The 21269-nt window shown below is 54.4% G+C and carries 22 protein-coding genes and 1 tRNA gene; 8 read left to right on the forward strand and 15 right to left on the reverse strand.

Features of this window, described 5'->3' with window-relative positions; all coding sequences use genetic code 11:
• Positions 1-73 precede the first annotated feature (73 nt).
• The 4 genes from GM557_RS00445 to GM557_RS00460 form a co-directional block, all read right to left on the reverse strand.
• Entirely contained in the window at positions 74-538 is a 465-nt protein-coding gene (locus tag GM557_RS00445) for a hypothetical protein (RefSeq protein WP_155572523.1), read from the reverse strand.
• Positions 539-617: 79 nt separating this feature from the next.
• Positions 618-1253 (reverse strand): FRG domain-containing protein, encoded by a 636-nt coding sequence (locus GM557_RS00450; RefSeq protein WP_155572524.1) that lies wholly within the window; start codon positions 1251-1253, stop codon positions 618-620.
• Between the two features lie 35 nt (positions 1254-1288).
• Positions 1289-1714, reverse strand: a complete 426-nt coding sequence (locus GM557_RS00455) for a DUF805 domain-containing protein (protein WP_155572525.1) — start codon at positions 1712-1714, stop codon at positions 1289-1291.
• A complete protein-coding gene (locus GM557_RS00460; protein ID WP_370513397.1) occupies positions 1711-2463 on the reverse strand; it encodes a DedA family protein in 753 nt (250 codons plus the stop codon). Before GM557_RS00460 ends, GM557_RS00455 begins: the two co-directional genes overlap by 4 nt.
• Before the next feature lie 35 nt (positions 2464-2498).
• Between GM557_RS00460 and GM557_RS00465 the strand changes: the two genes are divergently transcribed.
• Entirely contained in the window at positions 2499-4472 is a 1974-nt protein-coding gene (locus GM557_RS00465) for a prolyl oligopeptidase family serine peptidase (RefSeq protein WP_155572526.1), read from the forward strand.
• Here GM557_RS00465 and GM557_RS00470 read toward each other — a convergent pair.
• The gene (locus tag GM557_RS00470; RefSeq protein WP_230873355.1) at positions 4469-5920 is read right to left on the reverse strand and encodes an MATE family efflux transporter; all 1452 of its coding nucleotides are present in this window, start codon (positions 5918-5920) and stop codon (positions 4469-4471) included. The two genes, GM557_RS00465 and GM557_RS00470, sit on opposite strands and share 4 nt — an antisense overlap.
• A 72-nt stretch (positions 5921-5992) precedes the next feature.
• Positions 5993-6202 (reverse strand): heavy-metal-associated domain-containing protein, encoded by a 210-nt coding sequence (locus GM557_RS00475; RefSeq protein WP_099026593.1) that lies wholly within the window; start codon positions 6200-6202, stop codon positions 5993-5995.
• A 101-nt stretch (positions 6203-6303) separates the two neighbouring features.
• Here GM557_RS00475 and GM557_RS00480 point away from each other — a divergent pair, with 101 nt between their 5' ends.
• The 5 genes from GM557_RS00480 (at position 6304) to htpG (ending at position 12257) form a co-directional block, all read left to right on the forward strand.
• The gene (locus GM557_RS00480) at positions 6304-6666 is read left to right on the forward strand and encodes a hypothetical protein (RefSeq protein WP_155572527.1); all 363 of its coding nucleotides are present in this window, start codon (positions 6304-6306) and stop codon (positions 6664-6666) included.
• A gap of 65 nt (positions 6667-6731) precedes the next feature.
• Positions 6732-8447 (forward strand): copper resistance system multicopper oxidase, encoded by a 1716-nt coding sequence (locus GM557_RS00485; RefSeq protein WP_155572528.1) that lies wholly within the window; start codon positions 6732-6734, stop codon positions 8445-8447.
• Positions 8444-9364 (forward strand): copper resistance protein B, encoded by a 921-nt coding sequence (locus GM557_RS00490; protein WP_155572529.1) that lies wholly within the window; start codon positions 8444-8446, stop codon positions 9362-9364. Before GM557_RS00485 ends, GM557_RS00490 begins: the two co-directional genes overlap by 4 nt.
• Before the next feature lie 50 nt (positions 9365-9414).
• Positions 9415-10212, forward strand: a complete 798-nt coding sequence (locus tag GM557_RS00495) for an SDR family NAD(P)-dependent oxidoreductase (protein WP_180794207.1) — start codon at positions 9415-9417, stop codon at positions 10210-10212.
• A 170-nt stretch (positions 10213-10382) separates the two neighbouring features.
• Entirely contained in the window at positions 10383-12257 is a 1875-nt protein-coding gene (htpG, locus tag GM557_RS00500) for a molecular chaperone HtpG (RefSeq protein WP_155572530.1), read from the forward strand.
• Between the two features lie 55 nt (positions 12258-12312).
• Here the strand turns inward: htpG and GM557_RS00505 are convergent, their stop codons facing one another.
• A complete protein-coding gene (locus GM557_RS00505) occupies positions 12313-12807 on the reverse strand; it encodes a DUF892 family protein (protein ID WP_155572531.1) in 495 nt (164 codons plus the stop codon).
• Positions 12808-12815: 8 nt separating this feature from the next.
• Positions 12816-13778, reverse strand: coding sequence for a bile acid:sodium symporter family protein (locus tag GM557_RS00510; protein ID WP_155572532.1), 963 nt, complete (start codon positions 13776-13778; stop codon positions 12816-12818).
• Between the two features lie 222 nt (positions 13779-14000).
• Between GM557_RS00510 and GM557_RS00515 the strand changes: the two genes are divergently transcribed.
• Complete coding sequence (locus GM557_RS00515; RefSeq protein WP_196424555.1) at positions 14001-15890, forward strand: glycoside hydrolase family 32 protein; 1890 nt, start codon at positions 14001-14003, stop codon at positions 15888-15890.
• A 4-nt stretch (positions 15891-15894) separates the two neighbouring features.
• On the opposite strand, the gene GM557_RS00520 is transcribed toward GM557_RS00515, so the two are convergent.
• The 7 genes from GM557_RS00520 to GM557_RS00550 form a co-directional block, all read right to left on the reverse strand.
• The gene (locus tag GM557_RS00520) at positions 15895-16752 is read right to left on the reverse strand and encodes an aldo/keto reductase (protein ID WP_155572534.1); all 858 of its coding nucleotides are present in this window, start codon (positions 16750-16752) and stop codon (positions 15895-15897) included.
• Positions 16753-16917: 165 nt separating this feature from the next.
• Positions 16918-16993, reverse strand: a tRNA-Phe gene (locus GM557_RS00525).
• Between the two features lie 116 nt (positions 16994-17109).
• Entirely contained in the window at positions 17110-17310 is a 201-nt protein-coding gene (locus GM557_RS00530) for a DNA gyrase inhibitor YacG (protein WP_155572535.1), read from the reverse strand.
• Positions 17307-18380 (reverse strand): ribonuclease E/G, encoded by a 1074-nt coding sequence (locus GM557_RS00535; RefSeq protein WP_155572536.1) that lies wholly within the window; start codon positions 18378-18380, stop codon positions 17307-17309. Before GM557_RS00535 ends, GM557_RS00530 begins: the two co-directional genes overlap by 4 nt.
• Positions 18381-18387: 7 nt before the next feature.
• On the reverse strand, positions 18388-19008 hold the full coding sequence (locus tag GM557_RS00540) for a nucleoside triphosphate pyrophosphatase (RefSeq protein WP_155572537.1): 621 nt from the start codon (positions 19006-19008) through the stop codon (positions 18388-18390).
• A gap of 8 nt (positions 19009-19016) precedes the next feature.
• Positions 19017-19235 (reverse strand): translation initiation factor IF-1, encoded by a 219-nt coding sequence (infA, locus tag GM557_RS00545; protein WP_043559458.1) that lies wholly within the window; start codon positions 19233-19235, stop codon positions 19017-19019.
• A 129-nt stretch (positions 19236-19364) separates the two neighbouring features.
• Positions 19365-20030 carry a DNA-3-methyladenine glycosylase gene (locus GM557_RS00550; RefSeq protein WP_155572538.1) on the reverse strand — a complete coding sequence of 222 codons (666 nt, stop codon included), beginning with the start codon at positions 20028-20030 and terminating at the stop codon, positions 19365-19367.
• A gap of 62 nt (positions 20031-20092) precedes the next feature.
• On the opposite strand from GM557_RS00550, the gene GM557_RS00555 reads away from it, so the two are divergent.
• Entirely contained in the window at positions 20093-21169 is a 1077-nt protein-coding gene (locus tag GM557_RS00555) for an energy transducer TonB (RefSeq protein WP_230880552.1), read from the forward strand.
• The last annotated feature ends 100 nt before the right edge of the window (positions 21170-21269 follow it).

Here is a 21269-nt window from a genome sequence, read left to right on the forward strand (position 1 = left end):
AATGAGCAAGGGAGAGGGATTCTCCCCTTTAATGGCCCAGAAACATAAAGGGCGTGTTAATGTGATGCAACGGCTATTTATCGGCACGGGGCCGCCGTGTTTTAGGGGGGGCGTACTTCTTTTTAATATAGCTTGCCGTATTTTCGAGTTCGGGGAATAAGGTCATATCGTTAATCCCGATAAAATCGAGCTCTCTACGAAGATTTTCCTTTGCGTTAGCGGGAATGATGATTTTTATAAGTTTCATACCTAATGGGATGGTTTTATAAAGAGGAATGTCTTTCTTTGGGGCTTTAAGACCAAATAAAATAAAGGCCCCTTGTTGGGCAATGAGCCGTTTATTGGTATTGGGTGGGATGACAATAATAGGTTCATCAAGAATTGCTAAATCTATATGCGGTTCAAAAAAAGGTTTATCGTGTCTAATATGTTGTAACAAGGATGGGAAAGGGTATTTTTTATTATATTTGTTTGAGAGACTTTTCATATTCCCTGGGAAATCGTCCTTAATATAAGATTGTTTTTCATGAATTTCCATCCAATAATCCTCAAAACAGATAAACATGAAGGTTTTTTCATGTATATTTATTAATGATATATTTGAATGTATGGTCGTTCTATTGCTTGATAATGTTTTTTTTACTGAGGAGGTGAATTGATCTATTAAAGCGTTTGTTCACGTTTCTATGAAATATTTCATGCGAAAACAATTCTTTGTTAGAGATTCTATTGGCAAGGCTAATGGCTTTTTCGAAGATAATTTCATTATCAATATATTGAGGAACAGGATCAATATAGTCTTCACAATATACAAAAATAGTACAGTCTTTATCAGGTTCAGAGTTTACAGCAAAGTAAAGGGCAACAAGCGGATTTTTTGTAATATCAAGCAATCGGGTGGGTATGCCGAAATGCTGCATACGGACGAGTTTTTCAAAGGTTGTTTTATCAAAGCGAAACTCATCCGCTTGGTTGGCTAAGACTTCATGGATGATGTTATCCTCATTTTCTTCGAGTTCGTAAGTTCTAAAAATACCGGGGAGTGGCAGCCATTCTGTATTGGCTTGGCCACGGAAAAAGGGGGTGGTTCCCGGTGATTGAAGGGGCTGTAATTTTTCCAATACCTTCACGAAATCAGAGAGATGAATATCTTCTGGGGCTTTATCAGCGTTATCGAGAAGCTTTTGTATCCAATATTCTGCTACTTCGGGTAGGTTATTGGAGACATCTTCTGGTTGGTCTGTATGTGACATAAGTTATTTCGTAACATTATAATCGGTAAGGTGCTTTACTTCCGCTGCTTTGGGACGGGGCCGTAGCGATTAGCGGTTGGTTGGCTTTTTTGGCAGAGGAAGATGATTAACGGGATATAGCCGATGATGGTAAAGCTGATGCACAGCCACCAGCCGGAGCGGCCTGTATCATGCAGGCGGCGGATGAGGGCGGTGATGGTGGGGATGGTGATGACAGCCCCGCTTATTAGCAAAATAAAGTAAAGTATAATCCCTAATATAAGATATAATCCGTTATTGCTGCTGCTGTAAAGATAAAATAGAAATATCAATAAAGAAAATAATGAACAAAGGAGCGTAAACTCCATAATAAAGCAGGGCCAATATTCAGCACGTGTTGTTCGTTTGCGGATATTAAACGGGTGATTGCAATAATGGTTCAGGCTGCTCTTAAAGAGGGAAAATAGGGATTGTACTGTCATTTAGAGGAATCCTTCCGTAAAGAAGGGCGTTTGCGTGATTTTTTGGCCTTGAGGCGTTTTTCATCAATAAGAGCCCTGCGGATGAGGGTCTTTTCATGATGGCGGAGAAGGAAGAAGGAGCCGACAAGTAGGCTCAGCATAAAGGCGGCAAAGCCAAGTCCGACCGGGCCGGTGAAGCTATCAATCTGGCTACCAAGCTCATAGGGGATGAGGACATAGCACAACCCCCAAAGGGTGCCCCCCAAGGCGTTATAGAAGGTAAAGCTATGCCACGGCATGCGCGAGGCCCCTGCTAAAAGGGCGATGAGAATACGCAGGAAGGCCACAAACCGCCCGACCAACACACCAATCCCCCCATAACGACGAAAGAGATACCGGCCTAAAACGATGCGGTCATAATGCAGGCCGACTTTATGGCCGTGCTTTTCCATCAAGCGATAACCGAGCTGATAGCCAATCAGATAGCCGATATTATCGCCGATAACAGCCCCGCTAATGGCCGCGATGATGAGGTTTTCCGGCGTGAGGTGATGGGTATGGGAAGCATAAAGGGACGCAAAGATGAGCAAGCTCTCCGCCGGGAGGGGGACGCCCGTGCTTTCCAGTAAAATAATGCCACCGAGTGCTAGATACGCATAAAGGGGGGGCAGATGTTCTAGAAAGGAGGAGAGATGCTGTATCAGGGCAAGGGCTTCCTGTAAGAGGGATGTGCATTTGCTTTGTGGTAGCACGATAAGGGGGGAGCTCACAGCAAGGCAAGAGCGTTTTATGCAGGAGAGATATTATGACAGCGCGGTGTTCTTCAGGCTCATCTCGTGTGGTGCATCCATGGGTAACCCCAGCATTGATGACGCGTAAAACCCGCAATTTTGCCGAGATTCGTGCTGTAGAAGGCTGGGTCTTATGGCAAGAGAGCCGGCCTGATGAGCAAGGGCGTAGCGTGATTGTCGGGCGTGCGCCAGATGGCAGCCTGCATGACCTCACCCCACCAGACGCCCAGCCGGGGACGGAGATGCATGTTTATGGCGGGGGCGCGTGGGCCGCTATGTATGATGGGACGGCGATTCATGTGGTGTTTAGCGATAAGAAGCGAGGCGGGTTATGGCGCAGCGTGCAAGGGGGAGAGGCGCAGCCCGTATGTGGTGCGGCTTATGGTGAGGGAGGCATTGCTTATTCTTATGCGGACCTAGCCTTCCAAGGGGAGCGGTTGGTCTGTGTGCGGGAGGCGGAACATCCTGATGGGGTGATTCATGCTGAACTTGTGGAGGTTATGCCCTCTGGGGTGGTGTGTTCCCTGCAAAGCGGGGCGGATTTTTACATGGCCCCGCGTTTATCGCCAGATGGGCGGTTTTTAGCCTTTATTGCGTGGCAGAACCCTCATATGCCGTGGACGGAAACCGGGCTGTATGTGCAGGACCTCACTGGCGCGCAAGGGACAATGTGCCTCGCCGGTGGGGCGGGGCAGGCCTGTAGCGTGATGGGCCCGTTTTGGGCGGGGGAGCGGCTTTATGCGCTTTCTGATGGGGTGCCAGAGCATGCAGCCGCGGATTATAACCGGCATTGGACGCCCATTGCCTTTGAGGCCAAAGCTGACGCCGCAGGGGAGGAGGTGACATGGCAGCCTCAGCCCTTACCCCCCGCCCCGGCAGAGATAGGCTTGCCAGCATGGGTGTTTGGGCAATCATGTTGCGCTGCGTTGCCGGAGGGGCAATTATTAGCGCGTGGGGTGCGTCATGGTGTGCCTGTGACGTTGCTTTATCACCCGCAAACAGGCTGGAAGGATGTGCTGATAGGGGCTGTCCCCGATGATGTGCCCGTGCCTGTGGAGGGGGGGAGAGATTTTGCGTGGCTAAATAGCCCTCCAGATGCCCCGCCTTGTGTGATGATGGGCTCTTTAGAGAGTGAGATAGAGGGGCGTATATGTGTGCGGCAGGCCTGGGCGTTGCCTGATGGTGTAACCCCGGCTGATATTGCCGTGCCAGAGACGGTGAGCTTCCCTGTAGAGGAAGGGCCGGGGCCGCTTTATGCACAATTTTACCGCCCTGCCCAAGGGCCACATTGTGAGGCGGTACAGGGTAAGCCCCCGCTGGTGGTGATTGTCCATGGCGGGCCAACAGGGCAAGCACGGACGGACCTCTCCTTTAAGGTGCAATGGTGGACATGCCGTGGCTTTGCCGTGCTGGATGTAAATTATCGTGGCTCTACAGGATTTGGGCGCGCTTATCGTGCGGCTTTAGATGGCCGCTGGGGCGTGCTGGATGTGCAAGATTGTTGTCGCGCGGTGCAAGGGGTGGTGGATAAAGGCTGGGTGGACCCGCAACGCTGTGTCATTCGGGGGAGTAGTGCAGGGGGGCTAACGGTCCTTTCCGCCCTTGCGCATTCATCTCTTTTTGTAGCAGGGACATCGCTTTATGGCGTGACGGATTTGCGCGGCTTAGTGGCAGAGACGCACCGTTTTGAGGCCTGTTATTTAGATGGATTAATTGCCCCTTGGCCAGAGGGCGAGGCGGTTTATCGGGCGCGTTCGCCCCTTTCATGGCCGGAGGCTATCACCGCGCCGGTGTTGTTCCTCCATGGGGATGCGGACCGCGTCGTACCGCTCTCTCAAGCAGAGGCGTTGCAGAGCCAGCTTTCTGCCTCATCGCTGCATATTTACCAAGGGGAGGGGCATGGCTTTCGCTCGGCAGAGGTTATAGCGGAGTCTTTGGAGCGAGAATTGGCGTTCTACCGGGATGTTTTTGCGCAAGCAGCGGCCTAATGGGCTTTGCGTTTTGTATGGCTCTTGCGTGTTGGTCGTTGGGGGCGTTGGGGGAGACGGCGAATCACTGTTAATGCCGTGATGAGCGCGCAAGAGCCGATGAGTGTTACGCCAAGGGCTTGGCCGACCATGACCCCCCGCGGGCCGTAATGGACGCCTATCGCGACAAAGGGAATGGTCCCAATTGTGGCACGCGCCCAATTAAACATGGTCGAATAAAGCGGGTGGCCTAGATTATTAAAGGCGGTGTTAGAGACAAAAAGCAGCCCGACAAACATATAGCTCGCCACGGCCCAATGGCAGAAAAGCTTTACAAGCCCGACTGCATCACCTTGGACGTGGAAGAGATGGAGAATAAGCGGCTCCCCCAGCGCGAAGAAGAGCCAATCCAACCCTACGCAGAGGGCGGTGAGTTTGAGGGCGGCAAGGAAGGTCTCTTGGACGCGCTGAGGCAGGCATGCTCCCAGATTTTGCGCCATGATGGGGCCAACTGAGCCTGTAAGGGCAAAGACAAAGGCAAAGGCGACAGGGACCATGCGGTCCACCACCGCTTGGCCAGAGACAGCCTCCAACCCAAAGCGGGACATCGCATGGGTGACGATGAGATTGCCGATGGGTGTTGCCATATTCGTGCCGATAGCGGGCAGGGCGATGCTGCCAATATCGCGGCTAGCATGGGGGATAATTTTTAGGCGGGGGCGTTCGAGCATGTCATGCCCGCGGAGATTAAGGAACCCGCTTAGTGAAATCACACAACGGGAGAGGACGGTGCTAATAGCTGCCCCTTCTAAGCCTAAATGGAAGCCGAAGATTAAGATGGGGTCGATAATCACCGTACAAGCGGCCCCTGTGAGGGTAACGCGCATTGCCCGCCCTGCATCCCCAACAGCGCGGAGAAGGGAGGATAGAGCCATCCCTAAGCAGACGAGGGGTAAAGCAGGGGAGGTGATATACATGAAGTGGGAGGCGTGTTTTAGGGCCTCCCCACGGGCCCCAAGGAGGACGAGGAGGGGGTGAGCGAGTAACGCCGTTGTGACCCCTAGGGCGGTCGTAACAACCAGCATGAGGACGAGAAAGGCCGAGGCGTGACGCCGCGCACGGAAATGGCGGCATGCCCCAATGAGCCGCCCCGTATTGGCCCCAAGGCCGATGGACATACCGAGCGAGACAGCGACTTGGACAAAACCAAGTGAGGTCGCAAAGGCAATAGCGGCGGTGAGGGTAGGGTCATGCAGATGTGAAATATAGAAGAAATTGAGCAGATCGACAAAAAAGACGGCCATCAGCCCAATAGCCCCCGTCCCGGCCATGGTGATGACATGGCGCATAATATTGCCATGGACAAACCGAGCGTGCCGCCGTTGATGCTGCGCTTTTGCGCAGGGCGAGCGGTCCTTCACGGGGGAAGGAGAGGGGGCAGACGGGGCATGGCGGGCATGATGCGGCATCGTGGCCTATTGTGCCTTGTTTATAGAAGAAGGGCCAGTGCTGAATTATACGCCACGTTATTGCATGTTGTGTTAGGCGGGCTCAAAACCAGCTTGCCGGATGAGGGCATTAATCTCTGCCTGTGGGAGTGGGGCAGCCTGAAAGAGAATACGCGCTTGTGGCGGCTCTAGCGTGACAGTTGCTTGTTTGATGGCGGGGGAGGCCTCTAACACGCGGGTGAGCGCACGCACGCAGCCTTCGCATGTCATGCCAGCAACGGGGATGGTTAGAGGAGTCGTCATGAGGGATGGTCCTTTTTTAGAGTGCGATTAAGGGAATGTCTTTCCAAAAAGGAAGAACCTTTCTAATCTGGTGTCGTCTGTAAAAGGAGAAAAGGCGTCTCATGCCTATGTGGTCATTTTGGCGGGTGATAATGGGGGTGGTGTTGTGTCTGCTGATGCAGCTGCCAGCTTTTATCATGCCCTCTGCAATGGCCGATGGGATGGAGCCGCCTATGATGAGGATGGAGCGCGCAGCGGTGATGAGGGCGGGGCCTGTCTTAGCTCATGAAGGGCGGGAGACAGGGGCTATGCCTGCCTGTTGTCAGGGTCATCATAGCGTGTGTGATGCAGGTTTATGGCCTGCTGGCCAGGGGCTTCATCCTATGTCCTTTAGTGGCACAAGGCTGCTTGTTTATCAGGATTGTATCAAAGCGCGTTCATTATTGGCCGCGCCGTGGCGTCCTCCGGCTTTATTACCTGTTTGACTGCGTTTTATGGCGAAGCTGGGAAGGCTTAGCCGTTCATGATGTGTCTTTTTAGGTAATATATAATGTCATCTTATCATGTGCCACGCCGTCAGTTTTTGGCGGGGTTGGGTGCGGCTGGGTCGGGCCTAGTCACGCCGTTAGGTGCGCGGGCAAAGGGGCGGCAAGCCGCTTCAGCTGCGCCTTTGCTACCACCTTTGGAGTTTGAGCTTCACATCACGCGCCGGACGATGCATATCGCAGGGCAGCATGGTGTGGGTTATTGCGTGAATGGGCACATGCCCGGCCCGCTTTTGCGCTGGCAAGAAGGGCGGGAGGTTATCATCCATGTTTATAATCATATGGATGAGCCGACTGCTCTGCACTGGCATGGGGTCCGTCTGCCGAGTGCGCAAGATGGTGTGCCGGGGCTAAGCTTTGCTGGGATTCCACCGCGGGGGCGTTATACATATCGCTTTCCTGTTCAGCAGAGTGGGACATATTGGTACCATAGCCATATGGGCCATCAGGAATCCGCAGGGCTTTACGGGGCATTGATTATCGAGCCTGCGGGGGCCTCTCTCCTGCCTAAAGCGGAGCGTGATTATACAATTCTCCTCTCTGATTGGTCTGATGTTTCAGCCGCGCAGATTGTTGCTAATCTGAAGATGCAGGATGATTATTATAATTTCCGCCAACGGAGTATAGCTTCCCTGCCGCAGGAGAGCCGTGCTGCTGGGGGATTAGGGGCTGCGTTAAAGAGCCGCTTGCAATGGTCGCATATGCGGATGAGCGCGACTGACATCTCCGATGTAAGTGGTGTGTTGTATCGTTATTTAATGAATGGCAAGCCCGCGCAGGAGGGGTGGAGTGGGTTATTCACCCCCGGTGAGCGCATCTGCTTACGGGTGATTAACGCTGCGGCGATGACGTTATTTGATGTCCGCATCCCCGGCCTTACCATGCAGCTGGTGGAGGCCGATGGGAATCCGGTTGTTCCGGTTAATCTTGATGAGTTCCGCATTGGGCCGGGTGAGACATATGCGGTGTTACTCACCCCACAAGAGGGTAAGCCCTATACAATCTTTGCCCAAAGTGAGGACCGTACTGGCTATGCGCGTGGGACATTAACACCGCATGCGGGGCTTTTAGGCTCGCTCCCTGCGATGGACCCCAGGCCTGTGCGGGGTATGGTGGATATGGGCATGGCCATGCCTATGAAAAACGGGGCCGCGAAGATGGCGATGCCCCCCACCATTGCCCGCGCCCCGGCTGATGAGATTGATGACCCCGGCCCGCCCCCTGTGAATGTGGAGAATCAAAATGTTGCAGCTCACCCGATAGAGCGCGTCACAAGCCCCGGTGATGGGTTGGAAGGGCTGGGCCGCCGCGTCCTTGCTTATAGCGACCTCATCGCCCTGCGTCCTCCGCCGGACCAACGCCCGCCCTCACGCGAGATTATCTTACATCTGACAGGCAATATGGAGCGGTATATATGGGGCTTTAACGGGCGGAAATATTCCGAATCCGGGCCGATTCACCTCGCTTATGGGGAGCGTGTTCGCTTTACCATCATTAATGATACGATGATGGAACATCCGCTTCATCTTCATGGTCTGTGGAGCGAGTTGGAGACTGGGGCGGATGACCAGCATCGCCCGCTCAAACATACGGTTATTTCCCAACCCGGCTCCCGCATGAGTGTGCTTGTAACGGCGGATATTCGTGGGGTTTGGGCGTATCATTGCCATCTTATGTATCACATGCAGACGGGGATGTTCCGTGAGGTGGTGGTGTCATGAAACACATCACAATGATAGGGGCTGCTCTTGTGGTGGGCCTCGCTGTCACGCCGCTTCATGCTGAAGATATGGGGGATATGGATATGTCTGGCATGGATATGGCGGATATGACCATGCCCGCTAAGAAGCCGAACCCAAAAGCACCGCCTCAACAGGGGCCTCAGCAGGATAAGACGCAAGCCGCCCCGCTTGCGCCTGTAAAAAAGACGCCGCGCCTTGTGCATAAAGCGGTAGATGCGCCCGGTGAGCCGGTGGTGGATATTGGCCATCATCTACAGGGGATGGATCAAGGGCGGTGGTTTCATGGTGTGTTGGATGAGTTTGAAGGCCGCTATCAAGCGGGTGGGCGGTCATCTTTGCGGTGGGATGGTGAGGCTTGGTATGGTGGTGATTATAACCGCCTCTGGCTTAAAACAGAGGGCACTATGACGAAAGGGCGGGTGCGCGATGGCGACCAAGAGCTTCTTTATAGCCGGGCGATTTCCACCTATTTCAACCTTCAAGGTGGCGTAAGGTTAGACCTTGATAGCGGCCCAACACGTGCGTGGGGAGCTGTTGGGATAGAGGGGCTGGCCTTGTATCAGTTTGAGGTCCAAGCGACAGGGTATTTTAGTGACCGAGGCGTGGCTGGGCGGTTTGAAGGCTCTTATGATATTCTTCTTACCAATCGTCTCATTCTTCAACCGCAGGTGGAGTTAAATTTGTATAGCCGAGCGGATAAACAACGGCGGATTGGCTCTGGCCTTGCGGATATCGATACCGGGTTGCGTCTGCGCTATGAGTTATGGCGCAAAATGGCCCCTTATGTGGCCGTGACGTATGATTCCCCCCTGACCCAAGGGCGGCATATGGCCCGCCGCCGTGGGGATAAAGCGAGCGAGGCGCGCTTTACATTCGGGATTCGGAGTTGGTTCTAAGGTAGGGAAGGTTGTATCATGGTTGTCACGTTCGGAAAGGGAGTATGAAGATGGCAGATGCGAGACATGTATTAGTCACAGGGGGTACGTCCGGCATTGGGCTTGCCATCGCACAGGCCTTTGCGAAGGAGGGAGACCATCTCATCCTGATAGGCAGCAGCCCGGAGCGTGACTACACAAAGGCCGTACAAGCTGTTGAGGCCGCAGGTAAAGCCGCTGGGCATGATGTGCGCGTCTGCGCTCATGGGGTGAATATTACGGACTTCCCAGCGGTAAAAGCCCTATTGGCAGAGATTGCCGCAAAGGTAGGGACGTTGGATGTCGTGGTTCATTCCGCCGGGGTGTTTTTTGAGACACCCATTACGGATGAAACACCTGAAGCCTTTGATAAAATGATGAGCATTAATGTCAGCGGCATGTGGCATGTTGTGCAGGCCTCCCTCCCTTATATTCGGCGTAAGAAAGGCCATGTTCATGGGGGGAAGATTGTGGCGATTTCCTCCATTTGTGGCTTTTACAGCTTTGCCGGTTATGCCGCTTATGCTGCCAGTAAGGCCGCGGCTACCGCCCTTGTGCGTAGCCTTGCTTTAGAGCTTGGGCCGCTAGGTATTAACATTAATGCCGTTGAGCCGGGCCGGGTTAAGACCTCCATGCATGATGCGTTGATAAACGACCCCACAAAGGCAGAGGCGTTGCAGGCTGTGGCAGAGGCCAACCCCAGCAAGCGGACTTTCTCCACCCCTGAGGATATTGCGGCGGTTGTGCTGTTCCTTGCTGGCCCCGGGGCTGTGGCGATGCATGGCTCGGCCATTGTGGTGGATGAGGGGACATCTCTCGGCCTCGTCTAAGGCGGTTGGTCTGCCCCCATAATGAGGCTGGAGGCCTTTCACGCTGCCAAGAATGCTTGAAAGCGGGGGAGGCCTCTCCCATATCTGCTCCATCTTTTTGCGGTAGAGCAGGCGGCCGCCGAAGATGAAGCCTGTTTGGAGTCTGCCATTTTGGAGGAGTGCAACGCATCATGAGTGATGGCAAAAATGCAGCGGAGATGAAGCAGCATAGTTTTAGTGCTGAGGTCGGGCAGCTGCTTGATTTGGTTGTTCATTCTTTATATTCCGACCGGGAAATCTTCCTGCGTGAGCTTGTGGCGAATGCGGCTGATGCGATGGATAAACGCCGCTTTGAGGCTTTAACGAGCCCTGCATTATCCCTGCCAGAGGCCCCGTCTATCCATATCAAGGCGGATAAAAAGGCCAAAACCATCACGCTCTCTGATGACGGATTGGGGATGAGCCCGGAGGAGTTGACCCAAAATCTGGGGACGATTGCCCGCTCTGGCACCAAAGCGTTTGGAGAGAAGCTGAGCAACGCCAAGCCGGAGGACCGCCCTAATCTGATTGGTCAGTTTGGCGTGGGATTCTATTCGGCCTTTATGGTGGCTGATAAGGTGGATGTGATTTCCCGCCGGGCGGGGGAGGATGTGGCTGCCCGCTGGGTGTCGGAAGGTAAAGGCTCTTACAGCCTTGGCCCTGCTGAGCGCGCGCATGCGGGGACAGATATTACCCTCCATATTAAAGATGATGCGGAGGAGTTTTTAGACCCGTGGCGTTTGCGCAGCATTATCCGTAAATGGGCTGACCATATCGCATGGCCAGTCGTGCTGCATGAGCCGGATGAGGATGGTAAGGAGAAGGAAGAAACCATCAATGAGGGCAAGGCCCTCTGGTTGCGTCCAAAATCCGAGATTACGTCTGAGGATTATACTGAGTTCTACCGCCATACAGCCCGCGCTTTTGATGAGCCTTATGCGACCCTGCATTGGAAGGCCGAAGGCACGGTGGAGTTTGCTTCTCTGTTGTTCCTCCCCGGTGCGCGCCCGTTCGATTTTATGGAGCAGAGTAGCCGGGAGAGCCGGATTCACCTGCATGTAAGGCGTATGTTCATCACGGATGAGGCCAATTTGGTGCCGAACTGGCTGCGCTTTGTCCAAGGTGTGGTTGATACGGATGACCTCCCCTTGAATGTCTCGCGTGAGATGCTGCAATCCACCCCTGTATTGGCACGCATCCGCAAGGCGGTGACCAAACGTGTTATCAGCGAGGTTAAAAAACGCGCGCAGGAAGGTGGTGAGGCCTTTACTGGCTTTTGGAATAATTTTGGCCTCGTGATTAAGGAAGGGCTATGGGAGGATTCCGAACATCGGCAGGAGATTGCGGAGTTTGCTCGCTTCCATTCCACTCATGATGATGAACTGACAACGCTGGATGATTATATCAGCCGGATGAAGCCAGAGCAGGAGACCATCTATTATCTCGTTGGGGATAATCTGAATGCTCTCAAGGCCTCCGCCCAGCTAGAGGGCTTCCGTGCTCGTGGGTTGGAGGTGCTGTTGCTCTCTGATGCTGTGGATAGCTTCTGGCCAGACCGCCTTCATTCTTACAAAGACAAGACCTTCCGCTCTGTCGCGCAGGCTCATGGTGAGTTGGAGAAGTTCGCTCTAGAGGCGGAGGAGCAAGGGGATGCAGCTAATGTTGAAAAACTAACCCCCGCTCTGAAGGATGCTCTTGGTGAGGCTGTGAAGGAGGTACGCAGCACTGTACGCCTGACAGGGAGTGCGGTGGTATTGGCCAGCGAAGGCGGGCCGGATTTAGCCATGCAACGCCTTATGCGTCGCTCTGGGCAGGAAATGCCCGCCCTGCCCCCGGTCTTGGAGATTAACCCCCGTCATCCTCTCATTCGCGCTCTGGCAGAGCGTGCGGAGAAGGGCGAGAGCGTTGCAGAACATGCCCGTATTCTGCTGGACCTCGCTCGTGTGCAGGAAGGTGAGGCCCTCCCCGACCCCAGTGGCTTCGCCCGTACACTCGCAGGCCTGCTCGCTGGGACTGTGACGGCCTAACGATTAAGGCCGTATGATACGGAGAAAGGCACGTCTTTTGGGGCGTGCCTTTTCTTTATGGTTCATCCAAAAGGGCAGGCAGAACCTCTTTGAGACTGCGGGAAGCGTTCTGGCTGTTATGGCGGAGTTGTGTGAGGATGGCCGCATCCTCGGCCAAGGAGAGCTTCTCAGCTAAGAGTAAGAGCAGGGCGAGGGATGTTCTTAGGCGGGCGAGATAGCCTGCAATATCAAGCATGACCCCTAATAGATGCGTTGCCTGTTCCCCTGTGGGGAAGCAGGTCACCACTGTATCAAGCAGACCCGATAATGTATCGGACTCGTTGCGTGGTTTCTCCCCATGTTGGCGGAGGCGATGGCTGATTTGCCGTTCTTGCTCCTTATTTTGCTCCAAAATGGTGGTGATCCAATGTTGCAAGGTCGGTGGGGCAGCGGGGCGGCTTAGTAATTCGAGCAAGTATTCCCGTACAATAGATGTCAGGCTGAGATGCTCATGGAGACGTTCTATATAAAGAGCAGCAATGGGGGAGGATTTAGCAAAAGAGCGCGGCACTGTGACCTCTATTGGGGGCGGTTAGCGTAATGGCGGGCGAGAACAGTACAGATAAATAATTGTATTTGATGAAAAATCATCAAAGGCAGGACAACAATACCTGCCCCGCTAGGGAAAATAACATTCGCCATCGGCACCCCTGAGGCGAGCGATTTTTTAGACCCGCAAAATTGCAGGGCGATATTATCCTCAATGGATTGCTTCATACCGTGGCCTAAGAGGAAGGTGAGGGTAAGGGTAAGGGCGAGGAGGAGTGTATCGACCAACCCAACCCCCAATAAGGTGAGGAGCGGGACGCGATGCCACAAGCCTTGCAGCACGGCAACACTAAACGCCGCATAGACCATCACGATGATGGAGCCTCTATCTGAAAAAGAGAGAAGAATCTTATGGCGGCGCACGATGGGACCAACCCATGGTTGTAGAATCTGCCCTGCAATAAAGGGCAGAAGAAGCTCTTGGGCGACATTAAGGACAGTCTGCACGCCAGAGCCGCCATGGCTGCGATGGAGGAGGAGGCTCGTTAATAACGGTGTGAAAAGAATCCCCAAGATATTGGAGACAGTCGCAGCACAAATAGCGGCAGGGACATTACCGCGCGCAATAGAGGTAAGGGCAATGGAGGATTGTACAGTCGAAGGTAAGCAGCATAAAAAGAGGACCCCTATCCAGAGGTCAGGGCCTAAAAATCCCGTGGGGGAGAGTAGATGGCAGAGCGCATAAAGCCCCACACCAAGGAGGGGGAACAGCGCAAAGCTCACGAGGAGCGTGCTGCCTTGTAACCTCCAATTACGGATACTCTCAACTAAAGCAGAGCGTTGCAGCTTTGCTCCCTGGAAGAAGAACATCAAAATAACAAGCAGTGATGTTAAGCGGGAGAGCCAAGGTTGCCATGTGGGAGGGCAGGGGAGAAAGGAGGCTAACAGGACAGCGGCGATGAGGCTCATTAAAAAAGGGTCGGGACGTCTCATAAGGCTGGCTCCTGCAAAGCAACGAGGCGAATTGCGGTGAGAAAGACGGTAGAGCAGATTAGCCGCGCTGCCAATGTGTAGAGCAAAAAGGGGAGACCATCTGTCTAAAGATTCATCCACAGGGATGCGTAAACAACTTGCAAGAAGGGGCCTTAAAAGGGCATTTTCCCTTCGAGCTTAAAGATGGGTCATGCCCTAATAAAGCGAGGGAGAGGTCAAAGAATGACCGTTAATCGACGTATGGTTTTAGGATCATTTCTGGCAGCAGGGGCTTTTATGGGCGGTAAAGTGCGCGCAGCAGAGGGGGGCGGGTCTAACGCTGCACCGGCTCAGCCTAATAACGCCCATGCGGAGCCGGGTAATGCAACGGCACCTGTCCCTCAGCATGTGCATGAGACGGTGGCGGACCAACAATATCGGCCTAAGATCCATTTCTCCCCTCCAAAGGGTTTTATGAATGACCCTAATGGGCTGATTTTTGATGGGCGATATTACCATCTCTATTATCAGCATAACCCCTTTGGGCCTTATGCTGGGCATGTGCATTGGGGTCATGCTGTGAGTACGGACCTCTATACGTGGCAGGACCTCCCGATTGCGATTCATGAGACAGAAGCCGGGGAGGCTTATAGCGGGTGTGCGATTTTAGATAGGGATAATCGCTCTGGCCTTTTTCCTGCACGAACGCAGGATAAACCACAGCCCGGCTCTGTCGAGACAGCCGCACAAAAAGCCGCGCGTCTTCTGGAGGGTAAGGGAGAGCAAGACCAACGAGAGATTGATCGCCTCGCTGTAGGGCCTCTGCAGGGGCATCAAAAGTCTGAGTATTTAGCCGCCCTAAGGGATGATCCTGTGGCAGGGAAGGATGTTCCTGTCCCGATGGCACCGGCTTTGCCGCCTATGGCTGGTGGGTTAGTGGCAATTTACACGCGGGCAACGCCACAAAGACAGACGCAATATCTCGCATGGAGCCCTGATGGCGGGCAGACCTTGAAGGATTATGAAGGCAATCCCGTGCTGGATATTGGGCATAATTCCTTCCGCGACCCGAAAGTGTTTTGGCACGGTCCGACTGAAAAATGGGTTATGGTCGTGGTCCGCTCCCGCGAGCATAAGGTCTCCTTTTATGGTTCCTTTGACCTAAAACATTGGATGCATTTGAGCGACTTTGGTCCTTCCGGCATTACCGGGGTGGATTATGAATGTCCGGCCCTGGCGGAGGTCGAGGTTGAGGGTGAAGCCCCCGGTGAGAAACGCTGGGTGTTGTTTGTGTCTATCAACCCCGGTGGGCCACAAGGGGGGAGCATAACACAATATTTTGTCGGGCAGTTTGATGGCGAGCGTTTCATCCCAGATGATACGATTGTGGACCTTACGGATTTCGGCAAAGATAGTTACGCGCTTCAGACCTATGAGAACATGCCGGGGAAGCAAACTGTCTATATCGCTTGGCTAGATAATTGGCAGTATTGCGAGGAACTGCCCAATAAAAGCTGGCGCGGTATTATGACCCTGCCGCGGAAAGTGGTGTTACGGCGGGATACGGCTGGGTGGCTGCGTATCGCCCAAAACCCGTATAAGTTGGAAGCCTTGCGTAAGGCGGCGATCCCTTTCCCGCTCTCACGGCTAGAGGCGCAGAGCAGTCGGCAAGTGGCCATCCCTGCTGGGGAGGCGATAGAGTTGGTTTTAGATGCAGCGTTGGAGGAACGTCATAACAGCAATCTGCCCGATGGTGAGCAAGGGCGCGCAGGGCGTTTTGTTGTGGTGTTCTCTAACCGGCAAGGGGAGAGTTTAAGCATTGGGTTTGATGGCTTCTCCTGCCAATTATGGCTTGATAGAAGTAATCTACATGGCTTTAGCCATCCCTTCTTTACCGGGACGTTCTCCTCTGCACTCGTGCCCGGTAGTCGGCGGTTTAAGCTGCGGATTGTGTTGGATGCTAGCACGCTAGAAGTCTTTGCGAATGAGGGCATGTCCGTTGGCACAGCCCTCATCTATCCCGCTAACCCACTTGAGACACTCAGTGTGCAGGTCACTAACGCCGCAGCGGTGATTCACAAGCTAGAGCTTTACCCATTACGCCAAACGGTCAGCCGATTGGAGCAAAATTAAAGACTTAAATAACAGCGAGCGGTATCTTGCGGTGTGGTGGGGGGAAAGCGGCATCAAGAGCCTGTAAATCTGCGTGGGTGAGGATAATCTCCTGCGCAGTGAGGTTAAGGGCTTGGTGATGTGGTGTGCCTGCTTTGGGGATGGCGATCATATTTTGGCGGCGTAACACCCATGCAAGGGCAATTTGCGCGGGGGTAGCGGGGCCGTGTGTGGTCTCATGTCGTTGGGCAATCTCATGGAGGAGCGGGTGTTTTAACAAGGCTCCCCCCTGCCCGATAGGGCAATAAGCCATTGAGACGATATGCGCTGTCTCATTATGGGGGAGGAGGTCATATTCCGTCCCTCGATAGTCGAGACTATAGAGAATCTGATTAACTGCGGGGCGGAACTTATGAGCAAGGAGGGGCTTCATATCCTCCGTATCGAAGTTTGAGACACCCCATCCCCCAATGAGACCGCGTTTTTTAAGGGTCTCGAAAGCGCGATGTGTTTCCTCAAAAGGGATGGCACTGGGCCAATGGAGGAGATAGAGGTCCAAATAATCGGTATTCAGATGGCGTAGGGAGCGTTCGCACGCTTCTTGCGTACCTTTGTAAGAGGCGTGGCTGGGGAGAACTTTGCTGATGAGGAAGGCCTTATCACGCCGCCCATTTATAGCCTCGCCAATAACAGCTTCCGCACGGCCTTGGCCGTACATTTCTGCGGTATCAATAATATTTAGGCCTGCCTCTAACCCCATTTGCAAGCTGCGAATCTCATCTGCTCGGTGGGCAGGGTTGTCGCCCATGCGCCATGTGCCCATCCCTAGAGCAGGGAGGGAGGTGCCATTAAGGGTAATAGTGGGGGCTGAAGGCGTTGTCATAAGGGGCATCTCCTAAAGCGTGGAGAGGCGAATCCTCATAGACACGCTTTGATGGAGATAGGTAAGCGCAGCATGAGGACAGGGGAAAGAGAAAGCCCAGCATGTCTGTTATGCCCATCCTGCGGCACATAAAGCACTAGAACAAGATTTTTAAGGGGAATTAAATGGTGCCCAAGGGCGGGATCGAACCACCGACACTGCGATTTTCAGTCGCATGCTCTACCAACTGAGCTACTTGGGCACCGGGCCGAGCAGGAATCCCGCTCGGCTATGGGAAGGGGTTTACCCTATGGATGAGGGGGGATCAACCCTCTTTGGTGAAGAAAGTGTGATGAGCATGAGGCCAAGCCGCAGGGCTTATTGAGGGGAAGGCTCTTGGGCGAGGCGTATGGCTGCGACTTCTGCCTCGGTGAGGTCGGCAGGGTCATTATCTTGGCGGAAGGAAGGGGTACGATACGCGCCTTTAAACCAGCGTCCTAAATCGACATCAGCACAACGCTGGGAGCAAAAGGGGCGGAAGCGGGTTTGGGTTGGTTTATGGCAGATAGGGCAGCTCATGAAAGGCTCCAGCATGATGATGGAGGGAGAGGACGGCTATGGAGTGTAAGGCGTTGGCCAGTAGCATGGAAGAGGTCATCCAAAGCGATGGGGTCGGCTTTTAGCGCATGGATAATGGCTGGTGGGGCAAAAAGCTGCTCGCCTTTAAGACCCTCTGTCAGGATGCGTTGGAGGATGGCAAGGCCTTGCCCGTGCGGGGAGTGGTGGAGCTCATGCAATGGGGCACGGCGGCGGGGGCGGGTGATCTCTAGTAAGCCGCTGGGGGTTATGCCGGTAATGCGCGGGGAGAGTGGGTCATGCTCCTGCGTGGCCGCTTTGTGGAGGAAGGGCACTAAGGCGGGGCGTTTGGCACTGCGTACACCGGCGGGGTCGATGAGAATCGGGCCAGAGAGGGTACGCAGTTTAATCTCCCGGAGTAGGGCGGGGAAGCAGGCTAGATTCGCTGCAAAATCGGGCTGTTGTTGGGCGTCTAAATCGATCGCTGTGAGGGCAGGGGTGGGGGTGATATGTGCGATGAGGGGGCCAAGAAGGGCCGTGGGAGCGTATAAAGCGGCCCAATCGGCCTCTAACACATCATCAAAACTACGGCGAACACGCTCTAAACGCGGGTGCAGAGTGGCAGGCAGGCGTGCGGCCAAGGCGGCATTATCGACTAAAATAGGGCAGTCCGCCGGGGTATGTTGGAGAATATCCTCTAAAGGGGTGGGGCCGCGTTTTAAAAGGCGCGGTGTATGGCCTGGTGTCATCCCAGTTGGTAGGGGGGCGACTTTAAGGCGGAGGCCTTTCCCATTTTGGGCGGCGCGCGTAATCTGCCCGCAGAGGAGGCTCCCTTCTGGGGGAAGTTTACGTCCCTTTATAAAGCCTGTTTGCGTGGTAGCAGGCCCAGCCTCCCCGGCGAGTTCAACAAAAGCACCGTCAAGGGCAGGTGCATGGGCGGTAATGCGGACAAGATGCACATCCCCCCAGCCATCTGGCGCGCCGGGCCGCCAAAGAGCGGCATCCTGGAGAATGTCGTCTTTAAGGAAGGCGATTCGGATTTCCCCGGGGGAGCTTGCTAGGCGGAGTTCCATAACGGGATTAATCCACCCATTTTTGCCCCGCAGGGAGGGGTTGGCCCCGCAGGAGTTGCACCATCTCAAATAAAGGAAGGCCAATGACGCCAGAGGGGCTACCGCCAACTTGTCGAATAAAAGCCGCCGCTTGCCCTTGGAGGGCATATCCCCCCGCTTTGCCTTGCCAATCCCCCCTGTGAATGAGGGCTTCGATCTGCTGAGGGGTGAGGCGGTTGAAGGTCACAGAGCTCTCGACCACGCGTTCGCAATAATGGCCTTCTGGCCATTCTGGCGTAGGCTGGCAGACGATGGCGGTAAAGACTTTATGGCGGCGGCCAGAAAGGAGAGTGAGGCAGCGGCGGGCTGTCTCTTCATCCTCGGCTTTGGGGAGGATGCGCCGCCCAGCGGCCACAACCGTATCAGCCCCAATGATAAGGGCTGGTTTTCCATATTGATGGGCATGATGAGTGGCTTTTGTGCGGGCAAGCCTGAGCGCATAGGGGCGGGGGAGCTCGCCCTTATGGGGGGTCTCATCCAGATTGGCTGGGCAGATGGCATCTGGCTCTACCCCGATTTGGCGGAGGAGAGCGATACGGCGCGGGGAGGCGGAGGCCAGCACAAGGGCAGGCCGAGATGACGCAGCCATGAAAACGCTTATTTAAAGCGGAAGGTGATGCGGCCTTTGCTGAGGTCGTACGGGGTCATCTCAACATTAACGCGGTCCCCGGCCAAAACACGGATGCGATTCTTGCGCATTTTACCGCTCGTATGGGCGAGGATGGTATGCTCGTTATCCAGCGTGACGCGGAACATGGCATTGGGTAGGAGCTCTGTCACTGTACCGGTAAACTCGATCAAATCTTCTTTAGGCATGAATATCCCTTGCAGGAAGGAGGTCAACAAAATGCAGGCTTTTTTAAAAGCCCAGCAATGGCGGCGCATTATGTGCGAGCAAGGGGGGAGGACGTCAAGGTTTTTTGCTATTGAGGCGGGGATTCGCTGTTAGCTGATGGTGGCTGATGGTGAAGGAGGGAGCCTTTCCTTAGCTTGCCAGCAATACCACGCTAAAGTGGAGCGATGAGGGCTAAAGGCTATCGTGGCTGCTTTTAATGCCTTTGGGGTGAGGCGTTTAGGCTGCTTTTGTAATCGCCGCCAGCCTTCTTGCACGCCTAAATCCCCCGCTGGCAGAATATCAGGCCGGCGGAGATGGAACATCAACATCATTTCCGCTGTCCAGCGGCCCACACCGCGCAGGGTGGTTAATTGGGTGATGAGTGTTTCATCATCCATTTTATGAGCCTCGGTAAGGCTTGGGACAATCCCGTCTAACCGTCCTTGGGCAATCGCGCGGAGGCTCGCAATTTTAGCACCAGAGAGGCCACATTGGCGGAGGGTTGCGTCATCTAAAGTAAGCAAAATCTCTGGCGTGGGTGGTGGGCCGTTTTTATCACGCTGCGGACCGAGGGTGCAGAGGCGGCCAAAGATGGTGCGTGCTGCGGTATTATGAAGCTGCTGGCCCGTTACGGCTTTGATGAGCGAGGCGTAAGGGTCCTGCGTTTGTGGGTCGGGGCGTGTTTGTTCAGCAAGGCGGCAGGGGCCAATCTGTGCGATGAAGGCAGCAAGGGCACGATCTTGCTCAAAACAGGCGGGCAGAGTGGGAGGAGACATAGCTTGCTTTTACTAAAGGTTACAGAAAAGTAGGGCTAGAGGGTGTTTCCGGTGATGACAATATGGGTTGTTCTGAGGCACAAGGGAAAGGTTATGATGATAGCCGCTTTCTGTCCCTCTTGCTGCCAACGGGTTTTAGCCCTGTGACGATGCCGGATGCCTCTTTGCAGACGCGTCGGGAGCGGCTGAGTGATTATGCTGCTCCTGCTATGGGATTGCGGACAGAGGCGCGCACGCCTATGCGGCGCACGCAAGTGCTGGTGGACCCCCCTCTTATTGGCCCGTTGCTTTTGGCGGCTAGTGTTCATGGGCTTATCTTTTGGCTAGTCACCATGACGGATGCTGGCAAGCATGGGACGATGAACGGGGCGGAGCAACCGCAGGTGGAAATGGTGTTTGATGCCCCACCTGTTAAACATAGTATGCAAGGCCCGCCAACGCATGAGGTTGGTGGGGCGGCCAGTGCGCCCCCGCCCAGTAGTCAGGAAGAAGCCACCCCCGCACCGATGGAGCCTGTGCCACATGCGCCCTCCTCTCCATCGTTGACGACATCGCCTACGGGGGAGCTGACGAATGCAGAATCGGCACAGCATCCGCTCTCCAAAGCGGCTCCGCGTTTGCCACGTCATAATCGGGCCACGCCAAGCCATCATCCTGTGACCCGGCAGAGTGACGCCAACCCCTTTGCCCGGCCTATGAATCTCTCTTTTGATGGCGAGCCAACACCGCAGCCTCGTAGGCGGGGCCGCCGTGGGGGCACGGGGGGACCGGTTGATTTCTCCCTTGGCCCGCTCAGCATGAATGGCGAGATCAACGCCCCCTATAAGACGCGCAGCAGCGTTAAAGGGGTTAGCTCTGATTATGGGAGTGAGGTGGATCGTTGGATTCGCAACCATATGTTCTACCCTGATGAAGCTGCGCAGAATGGGGAGGAAGGGCCATCTTCTGTCCATGTTGTGATTGATCGAAGTGGGAAGGTTATTCGTGTGCGTTTGACGGATTCGTCTAATTCTTATTCGCTTGATGCGGCAACGGCTGGGATGTTCCAAGGGGCGCAGTTACCGCCTGTCCCGCCTGATATGCAGGGCGATCATTTCGACCTAGATGTGACGATTAATTACATCCTCATCCGCCATTAGAATATCCCTCTTTCGCCTGTAGTCAGGGGGGAAAAAGGGCGTTAAGTTGCAGCCGCATCTCTCATTGGGGGACGTGGGGTTTGTCCAAAAATTGTAGGGA

It is taken from the genome of Bombella sp. ESL0385 (assembly GCF_009725755.1).
In the GTDB taxonomy this organism is placed as follows: Bacteria; Pseudomonadota; Alphaproteobacteria; order Acetobacterales; family Acetobacteraceae; genus Bombella; species Bombella pollinis.